General features: G+C 45.1%; 16 protein-coding genes. 11 read left to right on the top strand and 5 right to left on the bottom strand.

Translation table 11 applies throughout. The features are described 5' to 3' along the window. Positions 1–54: 54 nt before the first annotated feature. The 5 genes from JSY36_RS09195 to lpdA are packed head-to-tail and all read left to right on the top strand — an operon-like array spanning position 55 to position 5,962. The gene (locus JSY36_RS09195) at positions 55–1,161 is read left to right on the top strand and encodes a Leu/Phe/Val dehydrogenase (RefSeq protein ID WP_205166154.1); all 1,107 of its coding nucleotides are present in this window, start codon (positions 55–57) and stop codon (positions 1,159–1,161) included. A gap of 31 nt (positions 1,162–1,192) precedes the next feature. Further along, positions 1,193–2,257: a pyruvate dehydrogenase (acetyl-transferring) E1 component subunit alpha gene (pdhA, locus tag JSY36_RS09190; RefSeq protein ID WP_205166426.1), complete on the top strand. Its 1,065-nt coding sequence runs from the start codon at positions 1,193–1,195 to the stop codon at positions 2,255–2,257. Then, positions 2,254–3,261, top strand: a complete 1,008-nt coding sequence (locus tag JSY36_RS09185) for an alpha-ketoacid dehydrogenase subunit beta (protein WP_236784701.1) — start codon at positions 2,254–2,256, stop codon at positions 3,259–3,261. Before pdhA ends, JSY36_RS09185 begins: the two co-directional genes overlap by 4 nt. 13 nt (positions 3,262–3,274) lie before the next feature. Then, the gene (locus JSY36_RS09180; protein ID WP_205166153.1) at positions 3,275–4,528 is read left to right on the top strand and encodes a dihydrolipoamide acetyltransferase family protein; all 1,254 of its coding nucleotides are present in this window, start codon (positions 3,275–3,277) and stop codon (positions 4,526–4,528) included. Beyond that, positions 4,529–5,962, top strand: a complete 1,434-nt coding sequence (gene lpdA / locus JSY36_RS09175; protein WP_205166152.1) for a dihydrolipoyl dehydrogenase — start codon at positions 4,529–4,531, stop codon at positions 5,960–5,962. A 70-nt stretch (positions 5,963–6,032) separates the two neighbouring features. Here lpdA and JSY36_RS09170 read toward each other — a convergent pair whose 3' ends face one another. The 3 genes from JSY36_RS09170 to JSY36_RS09160 form a co-directional block, all read right to left on the bottom strand. Beyond that, complete coding sequence (locus tag JSY36_RS09170) at positions 6,033–6,698, bottom strand: hypothetical protein (protein WP_205166151.1); 666 nt, start codon at positions 6,696–6,698, stop codon at positions 6,033–6,035. Between the two features lie 417 nt (positions 6,699–7,115). Continuing rightward, the gene (locus JSY36_RS09165) at positions 7,116–7,532 is read right to left on the bottom strand and encodes a DUF5643 domain-containing protein (protein WP_236784724.1); all 417 of its coding nucleotides are present in this window, start codon (positions 7,530–7,532) and stop codon (positions 7,116–7,118) included. A 137-nt stretch (positions 7,533–7,669) separates the two neighbouring features. After that, complete coding sequence (locus JSY36_RS09160) at positions 7,670–8,044, bottom strand: NAD-binding protein (protein WP_336511465.1); 375 nt, start codon at positions 8,042–8,044, stop codon at positions 7,670–7,672. A gap of 725 nt (positions 8,045–8,769) precedes the next feature. On the opposite strand from JSY36_RS09160, the gene JSY36_RS09155 reads away from it, so the two are divergent. After that, entirely contained in the window at positions 8,770–8,913 is a 144-nt protein-coding gene (locus JSY36_RS09155; protein ID WP_205166149.1) for a winged helix-turn-helix domain-containing protein, read from the top strand. Between the two features lie 4 nt (positions 8,914–8,917). Beyond that, positions 8,918–9,829, top strand: coding sequence for a YVTN family beta-propeller repeat protein (locus JSY36_RS09150; protein WP_205166148.1), 912 nt, complete (start codon positions 8,918–8,920; stop codon positions 9,827–9,829). A gap of 623 nt (positions 9,830–10,452) precedes the next feature. Here the strand turns inward: JSY36_RS09150 and JSY36_RS09145 are convergent. Continuing rightward, complete coding sequence (locus tag JSY36_RS09145) at positions 10,453–11,358, bottom strand: manganese catalase family protein (RefSeq protein WP_205166147.1); 906 nt, start codon at positions 11,356–11,358, stop codon at positions 10,453–10,455. 201 nt (positions 11,359–11,559) lie between these two features. Here JSY36_RS09145 and JSY36_RS09140 point away from each other — a divergent pair, with 201 nt between their 5' ends. Next, positions 11,560–11,748, top strand: a complete 189-nt coding sequence (locus tag JSY36_RS09140; protein WP_205166146.1) for a YjzC family protein — start codon at positions 11,560–11,562, stop codon at positions 11,746–11,748. Positions 11,749–11,974: 226 nt separating this feature from the next. On the opposite strand, the gene JSY36_RS09135 is transcribed toward JSY36_RS09140, so the two are convergent. Further along, the gene (locus JSY36_RS09135) at positions 11,975–12,469 is read right to left on the bottom strand and encodes a peptidyl-prolyl cis-trans isomerase (protein ID WP_205166145.1); all 495 of its coding nucleotides are present in this window, start codon (positions 12,467–12,469) and stop codon (positions 11,975–11,977) included. A 100-nt stretch (positions 12,470–12,569) separates the two neighbouring features. Between JSY36_RS09135 and glsA the strand changes: the two genes are divergently transcribed. The 3 genes from glsA (at position 12,570) to JSY36_RS09120 (ending at position 15,802) form a co-directional block, all read left to right on the top strand. Beyond that, on the top strand, positions 12,570–13,499 hold the full coding sequence (gene glsA / locus JSY36_RS09130; protein ID WP_205166144.1) for a glutaminase A: 930 nt from the start codon (positions 12,570–12,572) through the stop codon (positions 13,497–13,499). 99 nt (positions 13,500–13,598) lie between these two features. Beyond that, positions 13,599–13,889, top strand: a complete 291-nt coding sequence (locus tag JSY36_RS09125; protein WP_122897250.1) for an Fpa/YlaN family protein — start codon at positions 13,599–13,601, stop codon at positions 13,887–13,889. A 563-nt stretch (positions 13,890–14,452) separates the two neighbouring features. Then, positions 14,453–15,802 (top strand): aspartate aminotransferase family protein, encoded by a 1,350-nt coding sequence (locus tag JSY36_RS09120; protein ID WP_205166143.1) that lies wholly within the window; start codon positions 14,453–14,455, stop codon positions 15,800–15,802. Positions 15,803–15,806 lie beyond the last annotated feature (4 nt).

The following is a 15,806-nucleotide window of genomic DNA, read 5'->3' as shown; positions in this document are numbered from 1 at the left end:
CTGTACTAAAGAGATTAGAAGACTCTCAAAGGGTGTATAAAAGGGGGCAGACCGATGCTATCATTTGAAAAAATCAGTGAACACGAGCAGGTGGTGTTTTGTAACGATGAAGACACAGGGTTAAAAGCAATTATTGCCATACATAATACAACACTTGGCCCGGCTTTGGGCGGATGCCGTATGCGGCCGTATGCAAGTGTGGATGAGGCACTGGAGGATGTTCTACGGCTGTCAAAAGGGATGACTTACAAATGTGCCGCAGCAGACGTTGATTTCGGCGGGGGTAAGGCGGTCATTATCGGTGATCCGGACACAGAAAGGTCGCCGGAATTGTTTCGGGCATTCGGACAGTTTGTAGAGTCATTGAACGGACGTTTTTATACAGGAACAGATATGGGAACCACGCCAGACGATTTTGTTCATGCACGAAAAGAAACGAACTGCATTGTCGGTGTCCCGGAAGCCTACGGGGGAAGCGGGGATTCTTCTGTGCCGACGTCACTGGGGGTTATTTACGGACTGAAAGCCACGTGCAAAATGCTTTATGGTACAGATTCTCTTGCAGGGAAGCGTTATGCCATTCAAGGTCTTGGAAAAGTCGGCTTTAAAGTAGCCGAAGCCCTTCTTGCCGAAGGGGCCGAGCTTTTTGTTTCAGACATCAATCAGGAAGCGCTTCTTCAAATCAGCATGCGATCCGAGCAGCTCGGGGGAAGTGTCAAAATTGTTTCGGGTCCCGATATTTACGAAGCAGAAGCAGATATCTTCGTACCCTGCGCCCTCGGAGGAATTATTAATGATGAAACCATCAGGCGCTTTAAGTTTGAAGCGATTGTAGGTTCTGCAAACAACCAGCTCCTTCATATGAAACACGCAGATATGCTTTGTGACCGGGGAATTCTTTACGGACCGGATTACATCGTGAACAGCGGCGGTCTTATTCAAGTGGCAGATGAACTGTACGGACCTAATAAAGAACGTGTTCTCCGGGGCACGAAGGCGATTTATGAAACCCTCACAGAAATCTACCTGCAATCAGACATCCGGGGTATTTCCACCAATGAGGCGGCAAATGACTTTTGCGAAGCAAGGATCGAAAGCCGCAAAAAACGAAACAGCTTTTTTTCTCATAATAAACGGTTGAAGTGGCAAGTGCGCAATTAAAAAAGCCTTTGGAGGGATTAAGATGACGGAAATGGAAAACAAGTTCCCAATCAGGCAGGTCATGGATGGAGAGGGAAACCTCACTGATTCATCGTATCACCTGACAGAAGAGTTGATTAAAGAAATGTACACAAAAATGCTCAGAGCCCGAACGCTCGATAAAAAGAGTGTGAACCTCCAGCGGCAGGGAAGAATCGGTACCTATGCACCATTCGAAGGACAGGAAGCGGCCCAGGTTGGCAGTGCCTCGGCCCTTGGAGAAGGAGACTGGATGTTTCCTACATACAGGGATCATGCTGCAACACTTACATTCGGGCATTCTGTTTCAACGATCATGCTTTATTGGAAAGGCCGTGTCGAAGGGTGTGTGCCACCGGATGGAAAAAACATATTCCCGCCGGCGGTTCCGATCGCCACACAGCTCCCCCATGCTACAGGGGCAGCCCTGGCTGAAAAAAGAAAAGGCACAGACCGTGTTGCCATTGCTTATTTCGGTGACGGAGCGACGAGTGAAGGGGATTTTCATGAAGGGCTGAACTTTGCCAGTGTCTTTAAAGCACCGGTCGTCTTTTTTAACCAGAACAACGGGTATGCCATCAGTGTCCCGATCGAGAAGCAGATGAACTCCAAAACCATTGCCCAAAAAGGGCTTGCCTACGATATGAATTCAGTACGAGTGGATGGGAACGATGTGTTTGCTGTGTACTTTGAAACACAAAAAGCGATTGAAAAAGCACGCAGGGGTGAAGGGCCGACACTCATTGAAGCTGTTACATGGCGGTACGGGGCTCACACGACAGCCGATGACCCGACTAAATACCGGGACCAGGAACTGAGCCTTGAAAAGCGGAATCAAATTGATCCTCTCCTGAGACTGGAGCGGTATATGGAAAAACAGGGTATGTGGGATGCGGCCTGGAAGGAACAGATGTTAAAGCAGTGTGACGAAGAGATCGAAAAAGCGGTAGGGGAAATGGAAAATTACCCAGAGCCTGACGTGAACGATATTTTTGATCACGTATTCAAGGAGCCTGTCTGGCCGCTGGAGCGGCAAAAAGAAGCGTACCTATCTCAAAAACGGGGTGAAACGGTATGACCACAAAAACGATGACTGAAGTAAAAACAAATAAACTGACTCTCGTTCAGGCTGTAACGGACGGGATGAGGACGATGATGAGAGAACATGACGACATCCTCGTGCTTGGTGAGGACGTGGGACAAAATGGCGGTGTGTTCAGAGCAACTGAAGGCCTTGTCCATGAATTCGGTGAAGACCGTGTGATTGACACGCCCCTTGCGGAAGCAGGGATTGTCGGAACGAGCATCGGTCTTGCCATTAACGGGTTCCGCCCGATTGCAGAAATGCAGTTTCTCGGGTTTGTTTATCCTGCGTATGAACAGATCATGACTCATGCTTCACGGATCCGCAGCAGAACCTTGAGTAAGTTCAGTGTGCCAATGGTCATCCGGGCACCATACGGGGGAGGCATCCGGGCACCTGAGATTCATTCGGACAGTGTAGAGGCTCTTTTTACACACATGCCGGGGATCAAGGTTGTGGTACCTTCGAATCCGTACGATGCAAAAGGACTGTTAATCGCAGCCATTGAAGATCCGGATCCGGTATTGTTTATGGAACCCATGAGGAGCTACCGGGCTTTTAAAGCAGATGTTCCTGAATCTAAATATACGGTTGAAATCGGCAAAGCCGCGACGATCACTGAAGGTGAGGATGTGACGGTTATTGCCTGGGGAAACATGGTGAGCGTTGCCCAGAAAGCAGTTGAACAAATGTCCGGGGAGGGCGTTTCCTGTGAGCTTATCGATCTTAGAACGCTGTACCCCCTCGACCGGGAAACGATCGTTGAGTCTGTCAAAAAAACCGGACGGGTCGTTATTGTTCATGAAGCTCCTGAAACAGGAGGCGCCGGCAATGATGTGATGGCGCTGGTTAATGATGAAGCGTTTTTATATCTACGTGCACCAATGACAAAAGTGGCAGGGTTTGACGCGCCATTTCCGTTTTTTGCCCTGGAAGAAGAATATCTGCCAACACCGGCACGAGTGAAGCACGCAATTAAAGAAGCGGTCACGTTTTAGGAGGGGAATGGCTATGGTCGAAGTAAAACTGCACGATGTAGGAGAAGGAATGACTGAAGGAGAAATTACCCAGTACCTTGTGAATGTAGGCGATCAGGTGAAAATCGATCAACCGCTTGTCGAAGTACAGACAGATAAAGTGAGCGCCGAACTTCCATCCCCGGTAGCCGGGACGGTAAAAGAAATCCTTGCTGAAGTAGGGGAAGTTGTTACCGTCGGGACAACGGTCATTGTTCTTGAAAAAGAGGGGGCTGCTGCACTACCTCACGAAAGCAAGGCCTCACAGGAAAAAGAAGAACCTGTTTCTTTTACAATGAAAATCAACAAAGGCCGGGCCGAAAGACAGTCAGAACGGGTTCTTGCTACTCCGTACACAAGACGGATTGCGCTTGAAAATAAGGTGGATATTGAACAGGTCTCCGGGACCGGCCCTGCAGGACGGGTAACGGACGAAGATGTAATCCGCTTTATGAAAGAAGGACCGACAAAGACAGCTGAGGAGACCTCCCATGAGGAAGCGCCGCAAGCCCGAGAGCCGGTCTCAGAGAAAAAGGAAGAAGCTGCTCCTGTCCGTGCCGGAAAGACGATTCCTTACCGCGGACGGCGCAAGCAGATCGGAAAGAAAATGACGCACTCCCTTATGACAATCCCTCACGTTACCCACTTTGATGAAGTGGATGTCACAAATGTCATGAAGCTTCGTGAAGAGCTGAAGGCAGAAGGGATAAAACCTGTAAGTGTAGCATCCTTCTTTATTAAAGCCCTTGTTTTTGCCTTAAAGGAATACCCTGTATTCAACGCTGTCCTCGATGAAGAAAAAGAGGAAATCGTCTTGAAAGAGGAGTACAATATCGGTCTTGCCGCAGATACAGATGAAGGCCTTATTGTTCCTGTCGTGCAGGGGGCTGACCGGCTGTCCATTACAGCGATTAACGATGAGATGAAGCGTGTCATGCAGCTCGCTAAAGAAAATAAGCTCAGCAAAAAAGACCTCACCGGAGGAACGTTTACAGTGAGTAATGTAGGACCTCTGGGAAGTACAGGTGCTACACCGATTATCAACCACCCGGAAGTGGCTCTTGTTGCTTTTCATAAAACGAAAAAAATGCCGGTTGTGGTCAATGATGAGATTGTGATCCGCCAGATGATGAACATGAGTATGAGTTTTGACCACCGGGTTGCAGACGGAGCGACTGCTGTTGCTTTTACTAGCCGGTTTGCAGAACTTATCGAGAATCCTACTAAGATGATGCTGGAGATGATGTAAATGGTTGTGGGAGAACTGATTCAGGAAAGAGATCTCATTGTCATCGGGGGAGGGCCAGGGGGCTATTCAGCAGCAATCCGCGCAGCCCAGCTCGGTCTTGACGTCACTTTGGTTGAAAAAGAACATCTGGGGGGCGTATGTCTCAATGAAGGATGTATTCCTTCGAAAGTCTTCACCCACAGCACGTCCACCCTGGCTGATACACGTAAGGTTTCCCAGTTTGGAATCCAGACCGGGGAAGTGACTTTTCACTTCCATCAGATGCACGCATGGCGCGATCAGGTTGTCACAGGCCTCCGAAAAGGGGTAGAAGCATTGTGTAAAGCTCACAAAATCGATGTTATTTATGGGGAAGCATCATTTTTATCTGATGACAGAATTGGTGTGGAACACGGTCACCAGTTTGATACGTACCGCTTTAAACAGGTGATCCTGGCAACCGGCAGCACGTATGAAGCCCCGATTTGGGCCAAACCTGACCACAAGTGCATCCTGGATACAACATCGGTATTCAAACTCGAAACAGTACCTGAGCACCTCATCGTGTCAGGCAACGACTATATTGCCCTGGAGGCCGCGTTTGGTTACCGGGAGCTCGGGGCGAAAGTGACCGTGGTGCTTGAAGCAGATAACTTCGGGTTCGATGCAAGCATTGATAAGGAACTGCTGAGAGTGATGAAAAAGCAGAAAATTGCTGTTGTGAAAAAAGCAAAGGTCACTTCCATTGAAAATGCAGGGGACGAGGTTTTACTAAACTATGAATCAGTAAAAGGAAGAGAAGAACTAACAGCGAGTCATGTGTTTGTTTCTTCTGTTCCAAGGCCCCGTATTCAGGATCTCGGTCTCGACAGAGCGGGCGTGGAAGTGAACGACGAAGGCTATATTGAAGTGAGTGACCGGGCACAGACCAATGTTCCCTCCATTTATGCAGTCGGTGATATTACACCTGGTCCGCTACTTGCCATCAAAGCCCTTAAACAGGGGAAAGTGGCAGCAGAAAACGCCGGGGGCAGCCATTCGGTTTTTGATCTTCATTTTATTCCGAAAGTGGCTCATACGAATCCTCCTGTAGCTTCGGTCGGTTTAACAGAAGCCGAGGCAAAAGAGCAGGGATATTCGGTGAAGGTAAGCGAATTTGCATCAGGCGGAAACGGGTTCGCAAGCATTACTGGCAGCAAAGATGGAAAAACAAAAATCGTGGTGGATGAGACGAACGATGTTCTGTTAGGGTTTCATGCGATCGGCAAAGGAGCTGTTGAGCTCATCTCCAACGGCGTTACTGCCCTTGAAATGGCAGCGAGAGATGAGGATTTAAGCTATCCTTATTATCCTCACCCAAGCCTGAATGAGAACTGGCTCGAAGCTGTGGAAGGACTGACTGGTAAAGCAATCCATGCTCCTCCTGCACGTCAGATGGCGAAAAGCGGAAAATAGCAAAAAGGTAACATGAAAGGGAACAAACCCTTTCATGTTACCTTTTTTGTGCACAACTCTCCCGGCATACTTAATTCAGTAAGTGGCTGTAATCTTCTTCGATCGTCTTGAGTATGGCTCCCATGATCGGGTGCTTTTCTTCGTCCGGGATCGGAACCCCGTCCGGATGCTCATAATAATAAGCTTCAAGTTCTTCATTATAGGTAAATCCCAGCTCTTTCAAACGATCTGTTAATTTTTCAGGCAGCCCGTCGAGTCCGGTTTCTTCTGTAAAGTAGTCTGTCGGATAAATCATGACGTCTACATCATTATTACCGGAATGAAGGACAAACAGGTCGTGGGGCTGCCGGGTGATCCATATGCCTTTGGAGAAAATGGAAACACCGAGTTTTTCCATAGACGAAATCGCATCAAGATTCACGCCGAAAATCATCAGGACAACTTCCCGCATCTCGGGCCCGAAGCCTTTTGTCCGGCCGTGAGCATCAAAATAAAGGTCCATTACCTCGGCTTTTGGAAGAGCCATAATTTCTTCATCGAGGTTAGTGGAATGTTTTCTTTCGCCAAGACTTTGGCGGACCTGTTCCATAATTTTGTCCGGATAGGTTGTCGCAGCAGTCTCAGATGAATCTGCATTTGCAAAATGCATGGTTAATGCGTAAGTGAGGGTGATGGCAAGAAAGAGGATAAATCCAAAAATCGTAATGGCCTTTCCATTAATCGACAGCTTTGTCATGATATCGGTCTCCCTTTGACAGAATTTGTTGCAGTTCTTTTTAACTATGACCATTCGTTTCCATCGGGGGAATTTCCTTTTTTGTTTATCGAAATGCAATAAATACCCTTAAAAATGGATAAATATGGATTATTTTGTGTGCGAATATATGCCCGGTGTCTGATGCACACCGGGCAACATGTTATTCAATCGTGATAGTCACTTGTAAGTCTTCGGAAAATTGAACGCGGACCTGTTCGATTGTGACGATCCGGCTGCCATCAAGATCGGTAACCTTCTCCAATGCCAGTCTGTATTCCCGGGTAACCTGATTGAACTCTGGGGACTGAAAGCGTCGTATTCATTCCCTTCTTTATCTTCCATCCACAGAGACTGGCTCTGGTAAGAAACGTGTTTACGCGTCCAGCTTGTAGGTGATTAAGTAGCATGGTCTTCTGATACAACATCAAGAACAGGTACGCTGCCCACTTCTCCCTGCGAGAGAGTGACAGGTTTACTTTCCCAGTCTGCACGCACATGTGTGATCGTTTTTTCAGTTGTATCGAAAAGAAAAGGTGTAATGGTTAGTTGTTCTGGCTTCTCTTTTAAAGGATCATAGAAGAACGTATATTCATTCAGGTATAAGCCCTTTTTCACCTGACGGTTGCGACTCCCGCTTGCATGCTGAATACTACGGCCGCTCTCATCGATAATGTGAAAGTCCAGCAAGTGGAACTCCTCATTATATTCTTCATGGTAGGTGCTGTTCATGGAAATCGCTGTTGAAGTAGGGTGAAAGGTAACTGTGTTATAGGAAAGAGAGGTTTCACCAGATTCTTTCACTGTGTTAACCAGTACCGTCTTTGATTCTCCTTTCTTTTCAACAGGTATTTTAACAAACCAGGCATTTCCTTCGAATGGTCTGATGCCCAGATCAAAAGTGTCGGGTAGGTCATCTATGCGGCTACTGATCGTTCCTGCGTATAAGCCGCTCAGATAAGTTCCAGTCCCGTTCCAGCCGTAGCTTCTGACACTATGCAGTAATCCTCAGACAAATCAATGAAATCAATGTTCTTTTCCGAGGACATATTGTGGGCAATTCGTTTGCCTAAATTAAATTTCGGATGAACAACGAGATCTGCGCCGATCTTTTCATGCACTTTCTTATGATACATGTTTTGTACTTTTACCCAGACCCTCGTTCCACCTATTTCTTTTAATACAAGTGTGGTGAAGATACTTGCCTGTATGTTATCACCAATGGCAACCACCACATGTTCAAAGTTGCCGATTCCTATACTGCTTTCGGCAGGCAGGACACCCGAACCTTTCCTGCCAATAACCAAGTCGGCCAGAGAAGGGGTCAAGAGGCTTAAGACTCTCAGACGTATGTAAACACAGATAAACTAAACCTTTCTAATAATGGGTCATTTGAACGTTTGAACTATAAAAACATATTAATAACAGTATATAAACAAAAGGAGTGAGCTCTATGGGCAGACATAACGGAATCCCTGGTCCAACCGGCCCTTAAGCCAGCCTTTGCGACTGCTGTATCCTCCATGCAGAATGCAATCAGTAGGTCATTCTTGCCACGGTCGCTGATTAACCGAATGAACTCCCATTTTTGTTTTTAGTCACGATTGACAATGTGGACGACTTTTTAGTATCTGTCACCGATGAGACGAACGGTACATTGGTCGTTACCATTTCGCCTGTTACCGGCCAGCTGTTTCTCCCCCGTCCTGAAATCAGCTTGAACCTCCGATGGATTTCCCGGGCGAATGTCATAGTGTCGAGGGACAGATGAGAGAGTTAATGGAAACCCTCATTACTTCCATCGTTAATCTAAGAACGCGGCAAGCTTCCTTTGCTCAAGAGGTTTCCATTAAAAGAGTGGTCCTTGGCATCGTTTACGGACAATTGGATATTGACGTTGGGACCATCGTGAATGTTGCATTCTCTACTTGTGAAATCGCTAAATTACAACTTCCATGATTTTTAGACAATGAGGCCGGTGTGTTTTCAATATTGAAATAAATGAAATGTAGTAATAAGCAATTATATACTTTTTAATAGGGAGATGGATAACTTGAAGAAAGAAGACATGTACACAAATATTGAGAAAGAACTTAAGGAAAATCCGAAAATCAGCAATTTAGATCTTGCTAAGAAATGTAAAATACCAGTTCCTCTCGTAGAGGTTATTATAAGAAAAATGAAAACAGGAAGGTGATAAAATGGGCATTGTACCAATATCTGTATTTGCATATGTGACAGTCTTTTTTGAAAATATCGTCTCGGTGATCGACACCGCTACCAATACGGTAATTGACACTATACCAGTCGGTAACTTACCCGGAGGTATCGTGATTTCATCTAATGGTACTCGGGTCTATGTTGCAAATTTGGATGACAATACCGTCTCGGTGATCGACACCACTACTAATACAGTCTTTTCCACGATAACGGTTGGGGATGCACCGGTTGATATTGCTGTTTTACCCGATGGGACCCGAGCGTATGTCGTAAATAACGGCAATAATACTGTTTCAGTGATTAACACGACATTCAACACTGTCGTTGATACGATAACGGTAGGCGGTGAGCCGTTAAGTATAGCTATTCATCCCGATGGTACTCGAGCTTATGTCACGAATAGTGCAGATGATAATGTCTCTGTCATCAACACGGTGACGAATACGGTTGTTGGCACAATTACGGTTGGGGATAGACCGACAGGTGTAACGTATACTCCCGATGGCACTCGAGCTTATGTAGCAAATTCTATTAATAATACGGTATCGGTCATTAATACAACAACTGAAACGGTCAATAACACGATAACTGTCGGTGACTTCCCGCTTTATGTCGCATTCACTCCCGATGGCACTCGAGCTTATGTCACAAATAGCTTTGATAATTCCGTTTCGGTCATCGACACAACAACTGAGACGGTAATTGACACGATACCAGTGGGTGAAGTACCGGCTATTATCGCCGTTACGCCTGACGGTACCCGCGCTTATGTTGCAAACTTTTTTGATTTTACGGTATCGGTCATCGATACTGCTACTAATACTGTTGTTGACACTGTTACGGTTGGGGATGCACCTTTCGGTGTGGTCATTTCTCCACCGATCCTAAATTAGGTGAGAATTTGTACCTCAAGATATTACCCTGTTTAAGGTGAACCTTATCATAAGTAAATGAGGTTTTGAATCGTGAAAAAGTAACAAGCCAAAAATACAAGTTATGTATAAGAACTTGGATATTTTTGGCTTGTTTAGATCCATTTTTAAGGAAGATAAGCATCCTTTAGTTTGAGAACTTCCTTATCTTAAGGACGGCGTTTTTTGTTACATGGATTGAAATCTCTTACTGAAGCTCATTGTTATTTAAAATATAATGACAAAAGGTATATTGGATGTAAAAACCAATAAATACCTTTTTGATTGAAGAACAAATTATCCTATCACAAATAGGAAGTTTTTTTACTAACTTTTATCGTACTTTTATACCTGTGTGGTTAATTGATCGTGGACTAAGCCAAACATTTACTATCGACAATACATGGAAGGTTAGAGAAACGTCGAAGCAACTCACCGCTTTTCAGGAGGTTAAGCTCGTAGCTGAAGCCTGCATAGCGGCTTCAATCTGATGGACTCCCTCAAATGTCTGTACTAAACCATTAGGGCAACTAAGGCTTTCGCCACCATTGGGAAAAGCCAAGTTTTCTTTATCGCTCGTGATCAAGGCGCTTGCGGATTTGTTCTTACATTCCTGCTTCATATTTTAGTTTTTTGGACAGCTCTCGGAACTGTTCTTCATCAAACCCTGGAGCGAACTCTTCGGGGATTTGCTGAAGATCCGGTATCTCTCCGCCTTCAGGGGTTCCATCAACCACTTCAAGTTCACCTGCAGGCCCGATCGGGGTAGGACCGTTCCATATACGGTCAAGCAAGTTGTAGTCATCATCACTGAAGCGGTACAGCTTTAAGTGTGAACCTTCGTCTTCATATTTTTTGGCGTAGTCAAATTTGGAGTTATCGAGGCTTGGGACAGGAAGCATCTTCATCATATTTACACCTGTTACCGTTTCAAGTGCTTTTGCATACGCAACTGCGTGAACACTTCCCCGGACAAGAAGGTAGCCGGTTAATTCCCTGGCAGCCTCGTTATCTGTCATCTGATAAACCCTCATTTTATGTGTTCTGGCTCCACATTCCAAATAAAAATTATGCAGGAGGTCATCTACAAGGTTACCACTGGAGAAAACATTATCTCCGGTCCAGGCTTTTCCTGCTGAATCTGCAGGAACAGCATTTTGTCCCCCTAAGATAAAATTAAACTTGTTTCCCATTCCAAGAGCATCCCGAAGAGGGGTGTCGTCCGGATTTGTACTTCCGTTGCCAATCGATCCGTCAAGACAGAGGTTTATCGTATTGGAGACGAGTTCCACGTGACCCATTTCTTCTGCTGTAATACTGGCAATCAACTCATAAAAGGGACGCAACTTCTTTTTGCTCCGAAAGTTGAAGGACTGAAACATATAGTTGTTAAGTGTGGACATCTCACCAAAGCGGCCGCCGAGAAGCTCCTGAATCGCGCCGGCAGAATCAGGATCCGGGTGCTTTGGGCGTGGCAGGTCAATTTGAAGCCGGTCAATGCGTTTAAACAATAAAAAAACCTCCTAAAAACGATTTAACTACACAGGTTGACCTTCCCGACTTGTCCGTATGAAAAACGGAAAAATCCTGAAAATTCAAAAATCATCCAAAAGTCTAGGGACTGTCGAAGGATTTGGTAAATTGAGGGTTTAATAGCAGAAAGGCCCGGCAATAGGATGAGTGTCAATACTATTTATAAGGAGAGTGTTAAAATGGCGGATCGTTACAAAACAGGAGAGAAGGCGCCGGCAAATGGAAAGTATGAGTTTGATGGTCTGACAGACGGAAGGAAGAAATCTGAACCTACCGAGCATGAATCACAGATCACCCTTGAATCAGGCGATACGTTTCCACCGCTCAGATCAAGTCAGGAAGCAGCGTACTGGAAGAAGGTAAAGTAACAAGGTAAGAGGCTGGTTTCAAGAGGCCAAAGCAGAGTGGCAACAGCTGCGCACGCTGTTCGACCGGCAGGAGAGAAACCACTCCTGCCGGTCTCTTTAAAGAGGGCAGCGGCTCCGCTAATTGGTTAGAGGTTGACTCGAAAGGTAAGAAACGACCTTTTGAGTCAACCTCTTTACGTTTACGTACTTATTAATTAGGTAATATTAAATCATTGATACATTTAATTCAGCGTACGACAATTTTTACCACGTGTGTGTAAGGGTTCTCGTTGTTTGTTCCGTCATAAACATGCACGGGCCCTGTTTCTTTCAGCGGACCACCTTTGTGGGAAAACTTTAAGATTGTGGTCTTATGTGTTTCATAAGGTACTTCCACTTCTGATCCATCTTGTTTTTCGAATACAATCGTTTCAGCTTCCTGACTGGGGGAAGCGTTTTCTAAAAATGGTGTAAGAGGAATCCCGAAGCTCTGAGACTTAAGGGCATTGCGGTCGACGTTGATATCATTTTCGTTTCGTATTTTCATGCCGCTTCTGTGACTGTCCCATGCCAACGCAGACCGGTTGTCTTCGTCTTTTGTTTCTTCATAGACAGATGGTTCCGCCTGCAGATATTCATCCATATTTACTTTTCGTTTATCAAACATAAACGCACCCGGGTCGAGTGTGATTGTATGTTTGGTCTTTCCGGTAATCGTAACAATCATTTCCTGCTGACTCATATAACTCACTCCTAAAATACGGTTTAACGGATCTACTTTCTAAATTATAAAAGCTATAGCATGATTTGTCACATATCGATTCTTTTCAGGAGGGATATCCATGATCTGTGAAGACAAAGAAGTTTTAAATTATATGATTGAAGAAGCGAGGGTATATACAAAGGATGGGAAAGTAGCTGACTATATTCCTGCACTGAAGGAAGCGGATTCCTCTGTCCTTTCTTTAGCCATATACGATGGCGGGAAGACGTGCGCGGCAGTCGGAAATGTAGAGGAGACCTTTACACTGCAGAGTATATCCAAGGTGTTAAGTCTGGCTCTGGCCCTAATGGATCAAGGTGTGGAAGAAGTTTTTTCAAAGGTTGGGATGGAACCAACGGGAGATCCGTTTAACTCCATTATTAAGCTTGAGACAAATAAGCCGAATAAACCGTTAAATCCAATGATCAATGCGGGGGCCCTTGCTGTTACTTCCATGATTGCCGGAACTACAACGGAAGAAAAACTAGGCAGGCTTTTATCGTTCATCCATGAGCTCACAGGCAATCCGAAAATCCACTATGATGAACATGTGGCAAATTCGGAACTGGCTACTGCACATTTAAACCGGTCTCTTGCTTACTTTATGAAACAGCACGGTGTGTTTGATGATGACGTTGAAGATCTCCTAGATCTTTACACGAAACAATGTGCGATTGAAGTGAGCTGTCAGGACCTGGCTAAAATCGGCTATGTTATTGCGAATGAAGGGAGGCACGTGGAATCTCACCGTCCCATTATTCCCCTTCACATATCGAGAATTCTAAAAACGTTTATGGTTACTTGCGGGATGTATAACGCTTCCGGTGAATTTGCTATTCGTGTTGGTATTCCGGCAAAAAGCGGGGTGTCCGGCGGGATCATGGCATCCATCCCCCACGGACTTGGAATCGGCATCTACGGACCTGCACTTGATGATAAAGGAAACAGCATTGCAGGCATGAAGCTCCTGGAAGCACTGTCATCAAGATACGACCTGAGCATCTTCTGATTCATCTTTAAAGGGTGGCGAAACTATTGCATTTTCTATTCGTAGAAGATAATATAAATAAGTAGGGATAGTTTCTTTTGGATAATAGGAGGGATGACAATGTCAATTGAGACGTTATCCGGACAGAGTGAAAAAGCGTATGCCCTTCTAAAAGAAGATGCTCAGAAAATTTTGAATCTCATTGAAGTGCAGATGTCAAACTTAACCATGCCTCAATGTCCTCTTTATGAGGAAGTTTTAGATACACAGATGTTCGGACTTTCCCGCGAAATCGATTTTGCCATTCGCCTGAACCTTATTAAAGAGGAAGAGGGAAAAGGATTACTCGATCAGCTGGAAAAGGAGTTATCTGCCTTGCACGAAGCCTGCTTGCGCGAAAAGAATAAGTAGCAGCATGAACGAATTCCAAGACCAAGCCTGTCAAAAGACAGGCTTGGTCTTTTTATTTGTTAACTATAAAAAGGTAAGAACCTCATTGACTTGTTTATGCAATCTTCGGCTGTACAACCCAAAACGCCCCCGACCCTTCCTTCTCTATTCTCCGTTAGAAAAGAGAACCTTCCTCCTAAACTTTCCTACGCGACTGCGATAACAAAAAACATTAATCTTCCTCCATTTTAATGCGGCACATGAAAAAGATGGATTAAACCAGAGAGAGCGGCTCACTTTTTGCAAGTCGAAAGAGGGAAAAGAATACCCTTCTGATTCCTGGGCCTTTGTACTTGTTTTGTTTATTAAAATCTTATCGTGGTGGCTATTTTATTGTTCGTGCAAATTCCTATCACAGCAACACTTTAGTGAAGAAATGTGACATAGTGACTGACGCTGGTTTAACAAATAACAATGATAATAGTTCTCAATTACCATTGATTATGAGAATCATTATCAATTAACATTGCAGTATGCACCATATAAGAAAGCTAAATCCCTTTTATAGATTGGAGATGTTGAGAATGAACGTTCAGGAACAAAGTTTAAATAGTGAGCTGCTTCATCAGCAGGAGCTGAGAGAATCAAATGCAAGATCTTATCCGAGAAGAATTCCGTTAGCTTTGAATAAGGCAGAAGGGATTCATGTGACGGATGTGGATGGGAATCAGTATTTGGATTGTTTAGCGGGGGCAGGGACACTCGCATTAGGGCATAATCACTCCGTGGTAATTGAAGCTATAGAGAAGGTATTGAAAGACCAGACACCATTACATACATTAGACCTGACAACGCCTGTAAAAGAAGCATTTGTAAACGAATTGTTCGCTTCTTTACCAGACGGATTTCGTGAACGGGCCAAGGTTCAGTTTTGCGGACCGACTGGAGGGGATGGGATTGAAGCAGCACTGAAGCTGGTTAAAACAGCAACAGGGCGTCAAAGCATTCTCACATTTCATGGAGGGTATCACGGTTCGACTCATGGAACGATGTCTGTGAGCGGAAATTTGGAACCGAAAAAAAACGTACAAGGACTAATGCCTGATACACATTTTTTACCATACCCTTACACCTACCGTTGTCCCTTTGGAAAAGGAGGGGAAGAAAGTCATCTCCTAAGCAGTGCATACATTGAGAACATGCTGGACGACCCTGAAAGCGGGATTCTTCCACCGGCTGCAATGATTTTTGAAACGGTACAAGGAGAGGGCGGTTCGATTCCTGCACCAATCGAGTGGCTCAAGGAAATGAGACGAATTACGAAAGAGCGGGGAATTCCGCTGATTATCGATGAAGTACAAACGGGCATTGGAAGAACAGGAAAAATGTTTTCCTTTGAACATGCCGGTATTGTACCAGATGTGTTTGTCCTATCTAAAGCAATCGGTGGCAGTCTTCCTCTTTCCGTCGTTGTTTACGATAAGGACCTTGATGCTTGGGAACCAGGTGCTCATATTGGGACGTTCAGAGGAAATCAGCTGGCGATGGCAGCGGGAACAGCGAGCCTGAAATACATTAAAGAACAACGTCTCGATCAGCATGCAAAAAAAATGGGAGAGCTTTTTATTGAAGAGCTGACACCATTAAAAGAAGAGTTTTCAGTGATCGGCGACGTAAGGGGAAGAGGCTTAATGCTCGGTGTAGAAGTTGTTGATCCGGCCTTTTCACCGTCTCCATCAGGAAGTCTGCCGGCAAACCCTGAGCTGGCAACCCGGATTCAAAGTGAATGCATTAAACGAGGCCTGATTTTAGAAGTAGGAGGAAGGCACGGCGCAGTTATCCGGCTTCTTCCTCCGCTCATTATTACTGAAAAACAAGTAAAAGAAGTGGCCGCTATTATCAGAAGTGCTGTTGCCGCTTCTGTAAAGGGGTAAGGAG

The organism is Alteribacter salitolerans (genome assembly GCF_016901055.1).
In the GTDB taxonomy this organism is placed as follows: domain Bacteria; phylum Bacillota; class Bacilli; order Bacillales; family Salisediminibacteriaceae; genus Alteribacter; species Alteribacter keqinensis.
This window is presented reverse-complemented; position numbering and strand designations above follow the sequence as displayed.

What these genes read in the sequence shown, in the direction of transcription:
- JSY36_RS09180 (WP_205166153.1), top strand. Translation starts at nt 3,275, where the DNA reads ATGGTCGAAGTAAAACTGCACGATGTAGGAGAAGGAATGACTGAAGGA.
- lpdA (WP_205166152.1), top strand. Translation starts at nt 4,529, where the DNA reads ATGGTTGTGGGAGAACTGATTCAGGAAAGAGATCTCATTGTCATCGGG.
- glsA (WP_205166144.1), top strand. Translation starts at nt 12,570, where the DNA reads ATGATCTGTGAAGACAAAGAAGTTTTAAATTATATGATTGAAGAAGCG.
- JSY36_RS09140 (WP_205166146.1), top strand. Translation starts at nt 11,560, where the DNA reads ATGGCGGATCGTTACAAAACAGGAGAGAAGGCGCCGGCAAATGGAAAG.
- pdhA (WP_205166426.1), top strand. Translation starts at nt 1,193, where the DNA reads ATGGAAAACAAGTTCCCAATCAGGCAGGTCATGGATGGAGAGGGAAAC.
- JSY36_RS09170 (WP_205166151.1), bottom strand. Translation starts at nt 6,698, where the DNA reads ATGACAAAGCTGTCGATTAATGGAAAGGCCATTACGATTTTTGGATTT.
- JSY36_RS09125 (WP_122897250.1), top strand. Translation starts at nt 13,599, where the DNA reads ATGTCAATTGAGACGTTATCCGGACAGAGTGAAAAAGCGTATGCCCTT.
- JSY36_RS09150 (WP_205166148.1), top strand. Translation starts at nt 8,918, where the DNA reads ATGGGCATTGTACCAATATCTGTATTTGCATATGTGACAGTCTTTTTT.
- JSY36_RS09185 (WP_236784701.1), top strand. Translation starts at nt 2,254, where the DNA reads ATGACCACAAAAACGATGACTGAAGTAAAAACAAATAAACTGACTCTC.
- JSY36_RS09120 (WP_205166143.1), top strand. Translation starts at nt 14,453, where the DNA reads ATGAACGTTCAGGAACAAAGTTTAAATAGTGAGCTGCTTCATCAGCAG.
- JSY36_RS09135 (WP_205166145.1), bottom strand. Translation starts at nt 12,469, where the DNA reads ATGAGTCAGCAGGAAATGATTGTTACGATTACCGGAAAGACCAAACAT.
- JSY36_RS09195 (WP_205166154.1), top strand. Translation starts at nt 55, where the DNA reads ATGCTATCATTTGAAAAAATCAGTGAACACGAGCAGGTGGTGTTTTGT.